The 16,387-nt window shown below is 39.2% G+C and carries 13 protein-coding genes; 6 read left to right on the top strand and 7 right to left on the bottom strand.

Translation table 11 applies throughout. From position 1 onward, the window contains the following. Nucleotides 1-111: 111 nt before the first annotated feature. Genes ESB13_RS09630 through ESB13_RS09640 form a run of 3 tightly spaced genes read left to right on the top strand, consistent with a single transcriptional unit; the run spans nucleotide 112 to nucleotide 3,884 of the window. Nucleotides 112-507, top strand: coding sequence for a plasmid mobilization protein (locus ESB13_RS09630; protein ID WP_129002770.1), 396 nt, complete (start codon nucleotides 112-114; stop codon nucleotides 505-507). Next, a complete protein-coding gene (locus ESB13_RS09635; protein WP_129002771.1) occupies nucleotides 492-1,898 on the top strand; it encodes a relaxase/mobilization nuclease domain-containing protein in 1,407 nt (468 codons plus the stop codon). Before ESB13_RS09630 ends, ESB13_RS09635 begins: the two co-directional genes overlap by 16 nt. A 12-nt stretch (nucleotides 1,899-1,910) precedes the next feature. Next, the gene (locus tag ESB13_RS09640) at nucleotides 1,911-3,884 is read left to right on the top strand and encodes a YWFCY domain-containing protein (RefSeq protein WP_129002772.1); all 1,974 of its coding nucleotides are present in this window, start codon (nucleotides 1,911-1,913) and stop codon (nucleotides 3,882-3,884) included. A gap of 284 nt (nucleotides 3,885-4,168) precedes the next feature. Here the strand turns inward: ESB13_RS09640 and ESB13_RS09645 are convergent, their stop codons facing one another. After that, nucleotides 4,169-4,471: a hypothetical protein gene (locus ESB13_RS09645; protein WP_129002773.1), complete on the bottom strand. Its 303-nt coding sequence runs from the start codon at nucleotides 4,469-4,471 to the stop codon at nucleotides 4,169-4,171. A 125-nt stretch (nucleotides 4,472-4,596) separates the two neighbouring features. Between ESB13_RS09645 and ESB13_RS09650 the strand changes: the two genes are divergently transcribed. Further along, on the top strand, nucleotides 4,597-5,016 hold the full coding sequence (locus tag ESB13_RS09650; RefSeq protein WP_129002774.1) for a hypothetical protein: 420 nt from the start codon (nucleotides 4,597-4,599) through the stop codon (nucleotides 5,014-5,016). Between the two features lie 21 nt (nucleotides 5,017-5,037). On the opposite strand, the gene ESB13_RS09655 is transcribed toward ESB13_RS09650, so the two are convergent. Continuing rightward, nucleotides 5,038-5,946, bottom strand: a complete 909-nt coding sequence (locus ESB13_RS09655; protein ID WP_164974158.1) for a HEPN domain-containing protein — start codon at nucleotides 5,944-5,946, stop codon at nucleotides 5,038-5,040. 39 nt (nucleotides 5,947-5,985) lie between these two features. Continuing rightward, entirely contained in the window at nucleotides 5,986-7,251 is a 1,266-nt protein-coding gene (locus tag ESB13_RS09660; RefSeq protein ID WP_129002776.1) for a hypothetical protein, read from the bottom strand. 190 nt (nucleotides 7,252-7,441) lie between these two features. Here ESB13_RS09660 and ESB13_RS09665 point away from each other — a divergent pair, with 190 nt between their 5' ends. Both ESB13_RS09665 and ESB13_RS09670 read left to right on the top strand, forming a co-directional pair. After that, on the top strand, nucleotides 7,442-7,864 hold the full coding sequence (locus ESB13_RS09665; protein ID WP_129002777.1) for a helix-turn-helix domain-containing protein: 423 nt from the start codon (nucleotides 7,442-7,444) through the stop codon (nucleotides 7,862-7,864). A 132-nt stretch (nucleotides 7,865-7,996) separates the two neighbouring features. Then, complete coding sequence (locus tag ESB13_RS09670; RefSeq protein ID WP_129002778.1) at nucleotides 7,997-9,517, top strand: AbiV family abortive infection protein; 1,521 nt, start codon at nucleotides 7,997-7,999, stop codon at nucleotides 9,515-9,517. Nucleotides 9,518-10,126: 609 nt separating this feature from the next. On the opposite strand, the gene ESB13_RS09675 is transcribed toward ESB13_RS09670, so the two are convergent. Genes ESB13_RS09675 through ESB13_RS09690 form a run of 4 tightly spaced genes read right to left on the bottom strand, consistent with a single transcriptional unit; the run spans nucleotide 10,127 to nucleotide 16,373 of the window. Then, nucleotides 10,127-11,113 (bottom strand): hypothetical protein, encoded by a 987-nt coding sequence (locus ESB13_RS09675; protein ID WP_129002779.1) that lies wholly within the window; start codon nucleotides 11,111-11,113, stop codon nucleotides 10,127-10,129. Further along, nucleotides 11,097-14,402 carry a hypothetical protein gene (locus ESB13_RS09680; protein ID WP_129002780.1) on the bottom strand — a complete coding sequence of 1,102 codons (3,306 nt, stop codon included), beginning with the start codon at nucleotides 14,400-14,402 and terminating at the stop codon, nucleotides 11,097-11,099. Before ESB13_RS09680 ends, ESB13_RS09675 begins: the two co-directional genes overlap by 17 nt. Next, nucleotides 14,395-15,075: a condensin complex protein MksE gene (locus ESB13_RS09685; protein WP_129002781.1), complete on the bottom strand. Its 681-nt coding sequence runs from the start codon at nucleotides 15,073-15,075 to the stop codon at nucleotides 14,395-14,397. The genes ESB13_RS09680 and ESB13_RS09685 overlap by 8 nt, the downstream gene beginning before the upstream one ends. Beyond that, nucleotides 15,045-16,373 (bottom strand): hypothetical protein, encoded by a 1,329-nt coding sequence (locus ESB13_RS09690; protein ID WP_129002782.1) that lies wholly within the window; start codon nucleotides 16,371-16,373, stop codon nucleotides 15,045-15,047. The genes ESB13_RS09685 and ESB13_RS09690 overlap by 31 nt, the downstream gene beginning before the upstream one ends. Between the last annotated feature and the right edge of the window lie 14 nt (nucleotides 16,374-16,387).

Here is a 16,387-nt window from a genome sequence, read left to right on the forward strand (position 1 = left end):
CTCGCCCGCTATGCCTCCGAAGTCGGCGCGGGGAAGCGGTCACTACGTGCCGCATGTTTCAAATTGCTGCTACCGCAGCGAAATTTTTGTACTTCAAAGTGAAGAAAGATTATGCAGAAGCAAGAGAAAACAAAGTACACGCGCCGTATCACTATCCGTTTAAAACCGGAAGAGTTTACGCGCATTGAAGCGGCAACAAAAGCATCCACACACCGCAAAATCAGCGAATATGCACGCCGCGTTTTATTGAACAAACCTGTTACCGTTAAGTATAGGAATCAATCAGCAGACGAGCTGCTATCTCTACTCAATACGATTAAAAATGAGTTGAGTGCCATCGGCAACAACTTCAACCAATCAGTGCATAAACTGCACACAATGGATACGGTAACAGAGATAAAAAACTGGGCCATCATCAACGAAGCATCAAAAAATATTCTGATGCAAAAGGTTGAAGAAATCCGCATTAAACTCATACAAATCTATGAAGCATGCGCCCGGAATTAAAGTATCCAGACAGCCTTATGAGAGCGGCAAAATACAATGAAAATAAGGTGGAAGAGGGAAAAGCCAAATTACTTATGGCCGCTAATTATCTAAAAAATCCGGATGAATTAAGTTTTAAGGAAAAGCATGATCGGATAAAAGACCTGGTAGATTTAAGTACCGCAGAAAAAAGATTAATTCATCTTTCGCTAAATTTTCATCCCTCCGAAGAGGCACGAATGACGCCGGATTTTCTCAAAAAAATGTCAGAAGAATTTATGCAGAAAATGGGCTTTGGCAACCAGCCCTACTTAGTTTATCAACATTTTGATGCAGGACACCCACACGTCCATATCCTTTCCTCCCTCATTAGAGAGGACGGAACAAGGATAGATACGCACAACCAAGCAAAGAACTTTTCAGAGCCGATACGTAAAGAAATGGAGGCAAAATATGGGCTGGTACCTGCTGATAAAAAGGAAAATGCGCAGACCAAAGAGCAATCTTTAAAGGTGACAGCACAAAAGTTACAGTACGGAAAATCCAGCACGGTTCGCTCAATAACTAATGTATTGGAGCATGTTTTACCACGGTACAAATATTCCTCCTTACAAGAATTAAATACTGTGCTTCGTGAATTTAATGTTGAAGCGGATAGGGGTAACGAAGAATCAAGAGTATATAAAAACCGGGGATTATACTATCGGGCTTTAAATGATGATGGTACGAAAGCTGGTAAGCAAATAAAGGCAAGCAGGATATATTTTCAGCCTACGCTTGATTACCTGGAAAACAAGTTTAAAGAAAATGAGGTTCATCGAGGGGCCAACAAAAGAGCTGTTAAAACTAAAATAGAATGGCAGCTTAATCAGCAACCGAAAAGCATGGAAGCCTTTAAAGAGGGCCTTGAAAAAGAAAGGATTTCGCTCGTAACACATAGAACCAAACAAGGTAATGTATTCGGCTTAACCTTCATTGACCATGAACATGGTGCAATATTTAAAGGCAGTGATATTGATAAAGATTACAGCGCAAAGAAAATTTTGGAACGCCTGGGAATGCAACAAAAGCCTGAACTAGAGACACAGCAGCATCCTAAAAAAGAGAACGCTAGAGAAGAAGTAGCTAATAACAAAACGGTAGAAAAGGCAACTAAAACTCCCGTCCGGCAAGATGAATATTCCACTACTACAAACACAAAAGATAATCATTCCGGTAGGTCTTTCCAATATAAACAAGAAGAAAAATACAGTGACAACAAAGGCAATGATCTTACAAAGGACATAGGCAAGAACGTTGGCAACATGGTAAAGGAAGCCATCGAGCCGGAACAAGACAACCAGTCATTAGACTACGAATTGCGCGAAGAGCAAAGGCGTAGGAAACGTAGAAATCAAGATTTAGAACGTTAAAACAAAGTGTATATGAAAAGTGCAAATGATATAGGACTTAAAAAAATTATTGATCTCACAAGATGGATAAGTGTAGCACTATTACTCCTACACTTCTACTTTTTCTGTTATGGCGCTTTCCGGGAATGGCATTTTACAACGGACGTGACGGAACGGATTTTAGGTAATATCGCAGCTTCCGGGTTATTCAGTAGCCTAAACAAAACAAAACTGTTTTCCCTATTATTTTTAGGTATTTCATTGTTGGGAGCGCAAGGCCGAAAATCGGAAAAGATAGGATACAGAACAGGATTAGCTTATTTACTTTCAGGTTTACTTACCTATTTTATAAGCGCCTTACTATTTCTTACAGATTTACAAGCTACAGTTGTCGCAGTATTTTACATGAGCCTAACAGGCTTAGGTTATATTCTGGTTTTGACAGGAGGAACACTGCTTACAAGAATAATCAAGCTAAAGCTCAAAGGGGACGTTTTCAACAAAGGCAACCAAACGTTTCCCCAGGAGGAAAAAAATTGGGAAAATAAATACAGCTTTAATTTCCCCGCCCGCTATAATCTTAAAGGTAAAATAAGATCCAGTTTCGTGTCAATTGTGAACCCATTTCGCAACCTGCTTCTCCTGGGCCTTCCGGGATCAGGGAAAACATTATGGGGGGTAAAAGAAATCTTGCGGCAGGCAATTTTTAAAGGCTACGCAATTTGTCTGCATGATTTTAAACCGCGTGATCTTACAGATTTTACTTACTCTTATTACCTTCTTTATAAGCATAAATACAAAGTAGAACCGCAGTTTTTTGTATTGTGCTTTGATGAAATTTATCATCGCTGCAATCCATTAATGGTAAAATCTATGGATGATATTTCTGATGCTGCCAGCGCATCCAGAAGCATTTTATTAGGACTTAACCAAGATATGATCGACAAGCAAGGTGAATTTTGGACGGAATCAAGTATTAATTTTGTAACATGCCTAATCTGGTTTTTGCGCCTTTATAAAGATGGCATCTATTGCACATTACCCCATGTAATAGAATTTGCTCAGACAGATTTGCGGATGTTGCTGACGATTTTAAGAGCAGAACCGCAGCTAGAGGCACTTGTAAAACCATTTGTTTCAGCCCTCGAAGAAGATGCGGGAAAGCAACTTGTAGGGCAGATTTCAGGAGCAACAGTGAGTTTAGGAACCCTTTCAACACCTAATCTTTATTACGTGTTATCAGCTGACGATTTTACAATGACTATTAATGATCCGAAGGCACCAAAAATCGTTTGTCTTGTAAATAATCCAATGAAAGCAAACATTTACAGCCCTGTATTTTCCTTATACCTGAATAATCTTCAAAAGCTACTGAGAGAGCAGGACGAACAACCTTCCTTGATAATGTTAGAGGAATTTGCAACTCTTTCCTGGCCTGGGCTTTCCAAATTTTTAGGATATGCCAGATCATATCTGGTGGCGGTAGTAATGGTGCTACAGGACGCAGCACAATTGATCGCAAACTATGGACAGAAGCAGGCCAACGTAATAATGAGTATGGCAGGAAACCTGATTTCAGGGCAAGTAACCGGCCAGAGCGCTAAAGACCTTGCCGATAGGTTTGGTAAGATTATGCAAGACAGGGAAAGTGTCGCCATAAACAGTAGTGATACATCCGTTACCCACTCTAAGCAACTGGACTATGCTATTCCGCAGTCGGTTATTTCCTCATTATCAGCCGGTGAATTTGTAGGAGTGGTTGCAGACAATCCCGATCAGAAAATCGAGCATAAAATGTTCCATTCTGAATTTATTTTGGATGAAAAGCGTATAAAAAAGAGCATGCCTGCGTATAAGAACCCACCTAAACCTACCGTTGATAATAAAACAATATTAGAGGTTTTTGCTAAAATTAAAAAAGACATTCGCAACCTGGTTGCTGATGAAAGAGAGCGAATTTTAAGTACGCCTGAGCTAAAAGCGCTAATTATACCAGATAAAAAGTAGCACAATAATGATTGGAAATGCGGTCGTTTTGAAGGCTGCATTTCCAACCTTCAATAGTTTTTAAGTCCTACAGTTTGTATCGCACAATCATTCTTTCAATTCCTACCACACCAGTCAGGAAAGATGTACTTATGAAAAGCGGCCAGAAATTAGGCCATTTTACCGGTACGACCTCACTATATAAGAAAGCCACGGTGGTATAAAATGCTATAAAAACAAGGAGATGTATGGCTATTATCCTTCCTATTTTTTTTGCCTTCGCATTTGTAAGGGGTTTTATTACTTCAATGACGTACAAGCTCAATAACATTATCCCTGATGCCAGAATCATTATAAAGACAAAAAATGTGCTTTCCCATTTCAGGACATTGCCATTTAATATTGAACAGGCTACATAAAGGATAATAAAAAAATCGAAGCATTTGGTCAAAATGCCTGCTTTTTGCTGTTGCCATACCAATTGGATAATTGATTTTATATAAGGCAACTCCCGTCGCATTGCCCAATAACCATAACTGGTTTTCCGCTGAAATTTCAGTATGCACCTTTTCATGAATGATTGCTACTAGCAAAAAAATTTTTGCCATTAACAATATCTGTTTACCTGTCAGCATAATAAATAGTAAAAATGGATAATTTATGTGGAAATGAATTAATTGCTCTTGACAGTCGAAAATCACTAAATTTAGACTGAACACATTAAAATTGTACGATGATCCCTGACAAATTATTCAAAGCACTTCTGCACAATTGCCCAGGCTATGAGACTTTTTTGAAAGGTAATAGCTTGGAGCCAGGGTATAAACCAGATTTCGTTCTGAAGTGCAAAGATGACTACATCATACTGGAGAGTGAAAATTCTTCCAGTCGCAAAACTTTTGTCGGCGGAATGATGAAAGCTGCGCACTTTTTACAGGGAACTCGTACAGGCATGTTAATATTCGTAATCGTTCCAAAGGAAAATACATCTGTAACCGCAATAGCAAGGCATTTAAAATCATATCTCAAATGGATTGAGGACAAAACAAATCTTCGTGATGTTTATGTTATAGCTGCGGAGCATTACTATGATAAAAAAGAAGTTTTAATGTTGGGTGATACAAAATTCAAAAAAATTGCGGTGCGGGTATGATTTATAAACTCGATTATTTACCTAGTTCAATATTTCGTTAACGGTTTGCTCAGCAATATCCTGTAATCGGCTTACCTTCTCTAATAAAAGTTCTGTATAACCTTCTTTAATCTCATAATGATCTTCATACCTGGTTCCTAAATAAGCATTTTCAATGACATCTAATAACCTTCTTTCTTGCGGCGTATCGTCAGTGAAAACTAAATTCAGTTCCGGTGCAGATCTTCTTACGTATTTTCGCATGCTCCTGATCTGATGTGTTCTTTTTTCATAATAATCCAGGCTTTTCATTACAGCCCTATAAGTTAGTTCTATCGCCTGGTGCAACATAAAAAGTACCAATGTGGTATCGTCCGAAGAATGCAGAAAAGAGGCACACTGATAGAAATTTTTTGCTCTTTTGAATTGACTTGCGAAGTTTTCTTTTTGCTTATTTTTCATTTCCGTTAGCAGGTCAACCGGCGCAATTGGATAGGTGTTTTTTTTATCGTCGTAGACAATATTTTCAGGAGTGCAGTACAATGAATAGTAAATATGACCTTCTTTTAAACCATCTATTACGGCTGATTCACTTAATAGCGAGCAACACACTCTACTATCTTTAAGGTATGCCATCTCTAAGGTTGGTTCCAATTCGGTAAATTTAATATTGCAGCTTGATGGAATTACGATTAATAAATCAATAAATCCAGTAGCATCGGAACCCTTAAATGGTTTGTGCTTTAGCATGTATATTTTAGCTGGTGAGATGGCTGAAACAATGAGTTGAATAATCGGCGTTAATTTATCGGCTTCCTCCGGAATATTTTCTATTATGCCTTTTAACTTATCTTTCCATTCATTTATGGACAATCCTTCATTGTCCATTCCTAAATAAAAATGATTAGTTATTATATTGTGGCTGCTACCGCCACTGTAGCTTGTGTTCATGCTATACATTTAGAATGATTCGATTTTCTTAGGTTAATTTTATTTACTTATGACCTGATAACACTTTTTTAGTGGATCTAAAAAAGTCTGCTTGAACATATTTCTATGCTCTTTGAAAACGTTTACTTTGTTCTCATAATTTCTTATGAACTCACACGCGGCAATATCACGTATAGATGGCAACATATATACAGTTTCACTCTCAAAGTGATGAATGAAAAACACACCAAAAGATATATAGGAATTTAATATTTTATTTCGTACAACTAGCTTTGGAACCAGTTGTTGATAATCACCCTTATCACTCAATTGAAAGTGAATTTGCGGGCTATCACTGCTAATCTTTACGGGCCTTGCATTCTTTTTTATAGCCTTTTGCTTCCGATTACTATATCTGTAACCCCAATATTTATAAAGGAAGCGTTCACTTTCTAATAACGATACAGCAGTTTTCCAGTGGGTATAAATATTATCAAGTAATTCTACATATTTTCTTTCTTCTCCAAATTCAAATAATTCTCCGGTTATGTCCTTGCTAAGTTCACGAATTATAAAACATATCTTATTTAATGCTTTCTGATTTTCAGTAAGTGTAATGGAGTAGTCATGGTCTTCTTTTATAGGGAAGTTGTCAAAGCCTATAACATTTGTTCCTTCTTTGTTCAACTTACCCTCACAGGGTAAAAGGATTGGCAATTTTTGAAACCTGTTAGGTTGTATTATCAAATAGGTAACTGTTTTAGTTCTGTCCTCAGTTCCTTGATTATCGCATCTTAAATTCAAAATATTATTAATACCCTCAAACCCTTTGCTCAATGAGCTATTATATACACAACCAGATAATTTGTTAATGATTTCCAAACCATAATGTGAGTTCTTTATTTGGAAATACTTTTTATGTTTAATAGCGGTTTCATAAATCCCTTTAGGTGTAAACTGATTCAGGAAATTTCTATTACCGTAACTTAGCAATCTATCAAATGTTCCATATACGTGTGTACATATATGGTAATCCTTGTTTTTACAGGAGCAATGCAGACCAATCTTATTTTTTTCCAACTTTATAGAAATAACATATTTTTCCTTCTCTTTTGATGTACTGATTTTGAGAATCCCACTTCTACTAAAGTTTATAAACGTGATTGCGGGGTAAAACCAGGTACTTCGCTTCTTTATCAAAGGATCGGTATTATTGTTCAGAACATCTAAGGTTAGCTGATAGTCCTCATTGTCTAATGGGATATAATAAAATGGATTCAGAGAAGGCAGGCTACTAACTGAGCTGCTTTTACTTTTTTTTGCCATAAGCGTTTGTTTTATTACTAGGTTGCAGTATTATTGCTTGACAATCAATGAAATGGAACTTATCGGGTTTCTCTTCATCGAATACGATGGCAAGTTGCCGCTTTTTTTTAATCTCGATTTCTTATGTCGATTGGTTTTACTTATATTAATCCGTTATTTCACTTTAATATCAACCTAATTACTTATAGATATGGAAGAAAATCTGACCGTACTGGAAAATAAAATGGTAGGCGTTAATATATCTCTCTTTCGCAAAGCCAGAGGGTATAAAGCGGAATACGTTGCGGACGAGCTTGATATGTCGGAAGCTAACTATTTGAAATATGAGCGTGGTGAACACCAGCTTACAATTCCTTTTATCCAGAAAGTTGCAATAGTTTTAAAAGTTGATCCTATTAAGCTAATGACAACTACTCCAAGCATTTTACTTGATAAGATTACCAACTCTCCGAATGCAGGTGTTGGTAATTACATTGGTGGAGATCTGAATACTATGGATGAAAAAACGCAGGAATTACTTAATAGAGCTATCGAATCAACTTTACAGGTTAACGATAATCTCGTGAAGTTGCTCGAAAAGTTAAGTAGAGAGCAAAGTCCAAATGCATCTTAAAATAATATTTTAAAGTCTATAACATATTATCGCTGGTAATCCTATTGAGTAACAACATTAGATAATTATTGAGGTATTAGTCCATGAATTTTCATTTTTGTCTCTAATTTTGAATTGAATCTATGTTTCCTTATGGACGATGAAAAAATACGCAGCTACAATTTATTTAGGAGGCTTTGTAACCAAAATGCAGAATCCTCTTTAAAAGCAGCGGAATTATTAAAAGGCAATAAAGTCAATCATATTGTTTATCACCTTTCTATCCTTGCTTTGGAAGAAATAGGTAAAATATTTATCTATTATTGTAATTTAAACTCAAGTGATAAATGGGATTCAGATAAAAGAACAATTCCTTTAGACGATCATATCAAGAAATTGTTTTGGTCTATCTGGTTACCAGCATTAACTAACGAAATAATAACCAATGACCAGCTTGGAGAAATTACCTCGATGGCAACTCAATTACATGAAAGACGACTTCATTCTTTATATACGGACTTATCCGACACTCAAAACGCTGCTGATAAAATTGGTGATGATGAAGCTGAACAAGTATACCAATTTGCTAAATCTAGGCTTGATTTATCTCAACTTGAAGGGGATGTTGATATAAATTCAAAACCCAACGAATTGCTTATTTGGTTTAATTCTATATCGAACGATGAAGATAAAAGGAAATTTATTTTTGGATCAGAAGCTCAACAAAAATTAGTGGATTTAGGTACTCCTGGATTATGGATTGGTTGGTTAAAGAGCCATTTTGACCAGCAGGAGTTCGATTTAAGAACTTTGGCAGAAAGTGAAATTGCGAGGGAGCGACCCACAGATGATAAAAAATTTGAACCTAAATGGCGAATGCGGATAAAATTGGATAGCCAGTCGCACTCAATTAGGCATAATGTTGTTACATCATTTAACAGCAAGTACCATGAAATTAAACTAACTCGTGGAGCAACGCCCCATGTTCTATTCGTGGATTTTACTTTTGAAAAAAGTGTCACATTGCATGATCTTTGGGATTGCGGCTTTCTTCATACCAAATTGTTTGTTGCAGCTCTAAACATTGGCTCCAACGGATTCATATATTGGAATTTACCACTTGATTTAGACAAATATTATGAAAATATCACAGATCTTGATAACAACAATAAATTGACACTCAAATTAGCTTCAAAATTGGCTGTTGCCTGGCAAGCCGAGCAGATGACATTAACTGAGGAAGAGTTACATTTGAGTAAGCTAACCTTTGATTATTTGCTTGACCCTTTGCATAAAGATGATACCGATTTTATAACGGATTACCTCAATGCCCTTGCTATTCTTGCTAAAAGTGACATTCATTGTCGGCTTGAAATGCAATCCTTCGGGATGTTTTACAGCGCGTTCAAAAAAGCAGTTACCCGCTACCAATGTTGCGCAGAGCCTGAAATAAAGGTAGTTGGCTACAGCCAACTACAAGGTGTTTTAAAAAATAAAGATGCATTCGATAACATTATTGATATTGGGCTTACCCTTGCAAGTGAACATCATGTTATAACATTAAAAGAAGTATTTGCAATGAAACAATATTGCGGGGCTTATATTTTAACATTGGCTGTCAGAAAGTTAATGGGTGACATGAACTTAAAAATAACCCAGGATCTCACTAAATAACTGATGAACTTTACTGTGCGAATAAATGACACCTATAACATATTGTAAAAATTTCATTTATGACCTTTTAACCTTTTAAAAAGCTGCAAAAATGTCGTATTCTTGTGATCTAAGAAAAGCCGGTTTGAATTTAACTTATTTCATTCAAAAGTATAATAAAGGAGGCTAGGGGTTCGATAGGTATCTCCTCAACTCCACATTTCTTTGTAAATGAGTATTTTATTAAGCCTGTAGGTTGCTCCTATGGGCTTTTTTATTGGGCACTTTATATCAGCCTTTTTAAGTGGCACCGGCGGTGATTTCATTACTACGTCAATATATCCTAATCCAGTTTAATTCTTTTAAGAGACAAGAGATTATACAATGACCGCACTTCAATATCGTAAGCATTGAGACGTTTCTTTTCAGGGTTTGTTTCAATATAAATTTGGCAATTGTCCTTTAAGTTTAGCGGAACCTGACCTCCTTCACACAACTTTTTAGCTACGTCCAAATTTGACAAATTATCGAGATCTTTTTCCAGAAACTCTAGCTAACACCGGCAGGCCTGCTACAAGTTTGTGAAATTTTACACCTTACAATGTTATAGTATAGCTTTTGAGAAGCGCCTTACGAAATATTATTTGAGAGATTGTAATGATACATCTCTTTCAAAACAATTGTTTCTTCCTCTAACCATAAATCTTCTTTTATAAGTTTAGCTATCAACTCTTGCTCGTTTGCTGAAAACAGGCTTTTATTTAGCCCGGAAAAATCCTCCTTGTAGTTCCATTTGCTTTTGTGCATAAATGAACTCGTTGGTAGGTAATGATGCGGCGGCGGAGGTGTCAGTATTTTAATCATTGCTCCACGGCTTTCTAATCTACTCTTCACGCGTTGAAATATCCGCAGCCCATCAAAATCCCAGTCACAACTATAATAGACCGGATAGGACAGCTCCATTTCATCAATATCCTTCAAAATGGCAACATTATTGCCTCCAACATGCCACAGCTTAACTTCCAACTCCTTAGCGTTCCAGGGCTGTTTCAGGAAAGACTTATTCTCACAAAGAATTATTGCTTTCGGCTTAGGGCAATCGACGACCAGTCGATATTGCAAGTCCTTTGATGCCTGCGGAAATTCGTCTACTTCCAAAATTTTCAATACCGCATTACGCACGCTATCCCTATGCTTCAAATACTTGGATCCTCCCGCATGCTCAAATATTTTACCAGAAAAATCTTCAATATTTAACAAGTTACGCTTCAATTCATCTTTGCTTTCATAAATAACCATCAAAGTACGGATATCTTCTTCGGTGAAATTTTTACCGCCATCCGGACGGATGTCTACGCGGGTAAGAAAATCGTAATAATATTGATATACGCACTGAAAATTTTCTTCATAATATGCCTCATAACCATCTTGCGCCACCAGGATCGTATTATTGCCTTTCTTTTGCGCAATAAGATCTGTCTGCGACATCAGGTATCGTATAAAATCCACCTCCTGAATTTTAGCAGCAGTCTTCTTTTTCTCATATAAGTCATGCAAGGCCTTGAGAAGCGGCCATGTAAAATCTGGATTGTTAGGTAGCCTATTCAAAGATTTCATTTATATTTTCAGTTAATTGACCATCATGGAAAATGCCTAATGGCGGCACATAAGTTGAACCCGTAGAATCCTTGTTGTCATGCATGATATAGATATATTGCCCATCATTGTTGATATCGCCGGCGGTATCGATAGACATGGTTATGATTTGGTAGCCCTCTTTCTTTGCCAGAGCATGCAACATTTCATAATTACCACCCAAGCCTTCCGCTTCGTCAATCGGCATCACGCGTATGCCAACGTGCTCTTTATCTTCGATCAGCGACAACCGAGCCAGGCAAAGCAGCGCATTGGCCGTATAGGTTTGTCCATTGCTGCCCGAATTGCTCTGTCCGTTTTCCAGCTTGATCTCAAAAAGCAGGTCAAAATAAGAGCGTGGGTTCAGCAGGTCTTCTATTTTAGCGTTCCTGTCACCATTGGCTTCCCGAAAAACACTGAGCATGATCTCGCTAATATCCTGCTTATGGGCAGACGCAAACAAGCCCACTTCCTGCATTTCATGGGTCAAGCGTTTTCTGAAAATCTTCATCCAATCTTCCGGGTATCCCGGCGCGGGCTTATGTTGCAAGGTGGCATAATTGCCGCCTGTAATTTCATTACTGGATAAGTACCGGGCTATCCGTTGCACTTTGGTCAGGTATTCATTGTAAGCTTTATGTACTTCGCTAAATACGTTGTGGAGTATCTCTATCTTTCTTGACCCGATACTTTGCAGATCATTGGCCAGCTCCGTAAGCCTTTTCTCAATCTGCTCACCGATAAGTTCTTCCTGAAGTTGCTGTGTAGGAAAAATGGTAGGCAATAATTTGTGCGCCAGCACGCCCACTGAATAATCTTTCAAAATTGTCTTGTCTTCAATTTCATTACTGGCCGAATCATAAGATTCCATAAATTTAATTCCCGCCCTGTTGCTTTGGTTTTCGTCTGGCTCCTGGTCTATTTTAACAGCATCCTGATCTGCCACAAACTCGCGATGATGTTCGGCCAAAAATTTCATTTTTGATTCATTAAGTTTCTCCAGGCTTGATATACATCGCTCCTTTTTCTGGTCCCGAAGTCTTGCTGCATCTTTATATTCAGCTTCTGTATTGGTATTCATCTCGTGTAATTTGTTCATAGCAGGATTAGTGCTGAAAAGATCTGTTTCCAATTTTTGTATTCGCTGCAACGAAACAGTTTTGGTTATTATAAGCTCATCTAGCGCATTTCCAGCAAGTAGCAAATCCCCTTCTAGTTCCTGCAACAACTGTTCGAAATCAGTACCACCATATTGATCAATCATATGACGTTCAACTTCTTCGATCTTCTCTTTAGCATCCCCATCAGCCCGTCTTATTAGTGTATAATTATCAAGCGCAATACCATAAGCCTTCTCCTCTTTCTCATAGTCGGCCAGGTGTTGTTCCGAATTTTTAAAGGCCGAAAGATACTGCTCCAATTCCGGCGGCGTTAAATGTGCTATATCGTCCGTTGCTGCAAATAGCTCACTTGGGTTGGTTTTGTATAAAGTAATTGCCTTTTCTAATGCCGGATAGCCTTCCAGTTTTTCTCTCAGGTTCTTTAATTGCTCATATTCCCCTGTTAAAGTATCAAGCTGTTGCTTCAGGGCCTTTAATGGCACACGATCCAGCTTGATTTGATCGGCAGGCACATTGAGATGCTGTTCCGATACATAGGTTATATATTCATAGAGACCATTTAATTCCAACCAGAATCCCCCATCATCTGCTTTGACGATGGTCGGATTTTTAAATAGCCTTTCGGGAAAGGGTAGATATCGCTTCTGCGGCGGAATGGGAGCGGTCCTTGATAGCGGTTGGTAATGAAACAACAAACTTTCCTGTTCTATACTCAGGGGCAATGCAAGCTGCGCTATAGCCCAATGCGCGAGCGATGCTGGATTGTCGAGATCCGAAAACAGTAACTGAACCTCCTTATTAGTGATAGCATCCTCTAGTTTCTTCAGCTTTTGCAAAGTATTATATCGCGCCGTTACATAGTCCTCCTGATACCAATCCGATTGTTTGAATTCACTCTGCAGCCTGTGTGCATGAAGATAACCCTCAAACGCTTTAAGCGTTTCCGCATCCGTTAGCTTGCTGCGCTCTTCCGAATACCATTGCCGGATGGACTCCGAGTCCTTCCGATCCTCGGTCAACCAACTGTTTACTTTATCAATAAGCTCCTTATATCTCGTGCTCCCGTCCAGCAGTTTTTTTGCATTGTCTTTTTGTGCTTCAAGCATTGCAGTATCCTGTTCTGCATTGTTGCGCTTGTTTCTTAATTTCTTTATTGCGTCATACCTGCCCGCTATGTCCGCTTTTTTCCTGGCGGCCAACCTTTTTGCAACCAAAAACTTCCGGGCGCTGCTTACTTGATAGACTTTCTCCGCTTGTTCCAATTCTTGGGCAGCATGGGCATTTTCCCGGAACCAAAAGCTTGCACTTTCCTGGCTGTGCTGCTTTTTCAAATGATGATAAGCGTTAAAATCAAGCATTACACGTTCTATCTTTTGCTCCTTGTCCTTTATCAGTGCAATCTCCTCTTGCAAACGCTGATGTTGCTGGTGGTCTGTATGAATGTTTTGTAATTCGTCGTTGTACTTTGCCAGCAGCCGCTTTTGGTCCGCGTCGCCAAACAGAAAAGTTTTTAAAGCATCTGAATGGGTAGAAAAGCCTTTGCCCCTGGAAAAAGAACGAATAATGGCTGCGTAGCTTTTCAGGCTTTGCTCATTTTGACTAAGATCTACAGCCAGAATACCGTTATTAAAAAGCAGATGGTAGTACTTCTTATTGCTCACCCTTTTGAGGTAGCCCTTTTCCAAAGCGTTTTTCTCCAGCTTTTCTAAAGTATCTATCTGGCCATCTAACAACAAATCCCTGTAAAAGACGGGCGCGTTCATCGGAGCAAGCGTCTCCTCAAAATCATAACCTGCCTGGACAATAAAAAACAGCATCTGCGTGCTGGAAGATTCCAAGTATCCGCCGAGCGCAATGTATTGGCGTGGTTGTACCTCCACATTGATTAGGATATAACCACGTCCATAGTTGCCTCCCGCACTTTTCAATGCCAGCCCGCTGGTATCCCTGCTTTTTACACCTTCTGTTCCTGACTTAAAAACACCGGAGCCCACCAAAAGCAATTGTATAAAATCAGCGATCAGACTTTTGCCGCTTCCGCTTTCGCCGCTAAAATCTGTACGAAAATCATGAAAACGATAATCGCAATTGAAATGCTGCCTTATATTGAGTGTAGACAGACTGTATATCTTCGGTTGAAACTTAGCCATGCTCCTTGCGCTTTATGATTTCGTCAATCGTTTCAATCTGCGGATAGTAAATCCTTCTTAATCTTTCAAACGAGGGTTGATAAGTAAAATAATCGCTATCGTTTGCATCTTTTTCTATCCAGCCCAACTGGTGAAATTCGGAAAAGGCTTTATGAACCAAGCTATTCAGTTTTCCTTCGTTCATATCCGAACCAGCGTCGCTTTCGATAGACGACACCACGCGTTGCAGCTTATGGAGCAGGTCGTCGTACTCCTGGTACAACAAATTAATGAAATCCGATATTTTGGACAATTCAATATTGCCGTCGAGTTTGAATACCTTGAAAAAGAGCAGCCCTATCAGGACGTATTCAGTTTTTAGATATCCTTTAAAGGAAGGATCGGAAGGTATTTTCCCCCGTGAATTCTCATGAAAATCTAGATAGAAATAAGCGCTCCATCCTTCGCCCTCCTTTTTGAGCAGCATATCAAAAAAATCCTCGTAGTAAGCCTGCAGGCTGTCATAGTATTTATCCAGGAAGGTATAAAGCGCGGCGGGTTTAGGGAAATTGCGCTGCAAGTGCGTGCCCGACCTGAGCTGGTAATCCAGTTTGGCAAAGACGCCTTTGGCTGACCTGTCCGTCATAAATGAATAACGCAGGTTTAGATCTTTTTCAGTATCGTCATATTCCATAGGGAAAGATTTTGATAGTCGGGATCATGATATTCTTGCTGAGCTACCCTTATCGTGTATTGCCGGCCTTTGCATTGCTTCACTAACCTTTGTGCAACCCTTACAGGAATATTCAGGTCGGCCTCCTCGGCAGCCAGTACGTGGAAGAAGAAAGGCGAAAAGTCCAGTTGGCCATCTTGTTCTATCTGCTGCAGTGCCTTTTGGGTCCAATCCTGAATACGCTTCCTTTGCGCCAGCTTCTCGTGATTCTTGGCCATAACCACCCTTGTCTGCTCCATATCTACAGACCGGTCAATGACGGGCAGCGGCGCTCTTCTGCTGAGATCCTTTTCTGTAAGTACACAAAATCTGGGGACAGCTTCTGGAATTTTAATGACGAGCGGCATCACCTCCGCCGGCAATGTCAGTTTTTTGGTTTGACCTTCCTGGCGGGTATAAGTGGCATGGTCGAGCAGGTAGTGAATAAATTGATCCGTTTTGCGGTCAAGCTCCCTTTGGTTAAACTCAAAAATAAACTCCCGTATACCGGGCTTTATTTTATCAATGCGCACACTCACCTGGTCCAGATGGTTGCGCACATGTTCGTTATACCGCATTACCTCGTCGATGCTGTCCAGCAGCTCAAAACATGCAGGATCTTTCAGCATCGGCTCCAAAACATCATCTATATCATAAGTGATACGAAAACCCGCCTTAAGTTCATCTACATGCTGCTTTATACCATCCAGGCCCGCGCTAATGTTATCGATCACCTGCACGATGTTTTCCTGAGGCTGTTTTATTTGGAAACGGAAATCTGCTACTGACTGGCTTACTTGTTGGTCTAATATTTCTATCTGCTTGGCTAACTCAACGCTGCGCTGTTGGAAATGATCGTCTTTCCATATCAATAGGTCGGCCGGCCCCTTCTCAAGGCTTGCGTTCAAGGTTTCCAGCAGATGTTTAAACAGGCGCTCTATCTTGGCCGGATGGTAGCTCTCAGAAAGACGCTTGGATACTTTTTCACAAAACTCTATTCCATAGCTTTTAAACCCGTATAGCTTCCTTTTCCTGTCGCGCCAGAGAAAGAATTCTTGTAGGCGCAGGATAACGTTATTGTTGCGATTACTCTCTTCTCGTAGTCCCGAACTGCCTAGATCGCTCAGTACCTTATTGATCACCTGGATGATCTGGTCTTCCGTAAATTCCTGCTGCCCGTATTTTTGATACAGCGCAAGAATGACGAGCCCGTCTTCCTTATTGGGAATAAGCAGATGATAGCGGGGCTTGGCTTCGGAATAGAGATCAATTTCTTTCATGATCAGAAAATGGA

Origin of the sequence: Filimonas effusa (assembly GCF_004118675.1) — a bacterium.
Lineage (GTDB): Bacteria > Bacteroidota > Bacteroidia > Chitinophagales > Chitinophagaceae > Filimonas > Filimonas effusa.

Coding starts and splice junctions, on each gene's coding strand:
- ESB13_RS09660 (WP_129002776.1), bottom strand. CDS start 7,251: ATGGCAAAAAAAAGTAAAAGCAGCTCAGTTAGTAGCCTGCCTTCTCTG.
- ESB13_RS09670 (WP_129002778.1), top strand. CDS start 7,997: ATGGACGATGAAAAAATACGCAGCTACAATTTATTTAGGAGGCTTTGT.
- ESB13_RS09635 (WP_129002771.1), top strand. CDS start 492: ATGCGCCCGGAATTAAAGTATCCAGACAGCCTTATGAGAGCGGCAAAA.
- ESB13_RS09650 (WP_129002774.1), top strand. CDS start 4,597: ATGATCCCTGACAAATTATTCAAAGCACTTCTGCACAATTGCCCAGGC.
- ESB13_RS09645 (WP_129002773.1), bottom strand. CDS start 4,471: ATGGCAAAAATTTTTTTGCTAGTAGCAATCATTCATGAAAAGGTGCAT.
- ESB13_RS09630 (WP_129002770.1), top strand. CDS start 112: ATGCAGAAGCAAGAGAAAACAAAGTACACGCGCCGTATCACTATCCGT.
- ESB13_RS09690 (WP_129002782.1), bottom strand. CDS start 16,373: ATGAAAGAAATTGATCTCTATTCCGAAGCCAAGCCCCGCTATCATCTG.
- ESB13_RS09640 (WP_129002772.1), top strand. CDS start 1,911: ATGAAAAGTGCAAATGATATAGGACTTAAAAAAATTATTGATCTCACA.
- ESB13_RS09675 (WP_129002779.1), bottom strand. CDS start 11,113: ATGAAATCTTTGAATAGGCTACCTAACAATCCAGATTTTACATGGCCG.
- ESB13_RS09655 (WP_164974158.1), bottom strand. CDS start 5,946: ATGAACACAAGCTACAGTGGCGGTAGCAGCCACAATATAATAACTAAT.
- ESB13_RS09665 (WP_129002777.1), top strand. CDS start 7,442: ATGGAAGAAAATCTGACCGTACTGGAAAATAAAATGGTAGGCGTTAAT.
- ESB13_RS09680 (WP_129002780.1), bottom strand. CDS start 14,402: ATGGCTAAGTTTCAACCGAAGATATACAGTCTGTCTACACTCAATATA.
- ESB13_RS09685 (WP_129002781.1), bottom strand. CDS start 15,075: ATGGAATATGACGATACTGAAAAAGATCTAAACCTGCGTTATTCATTT.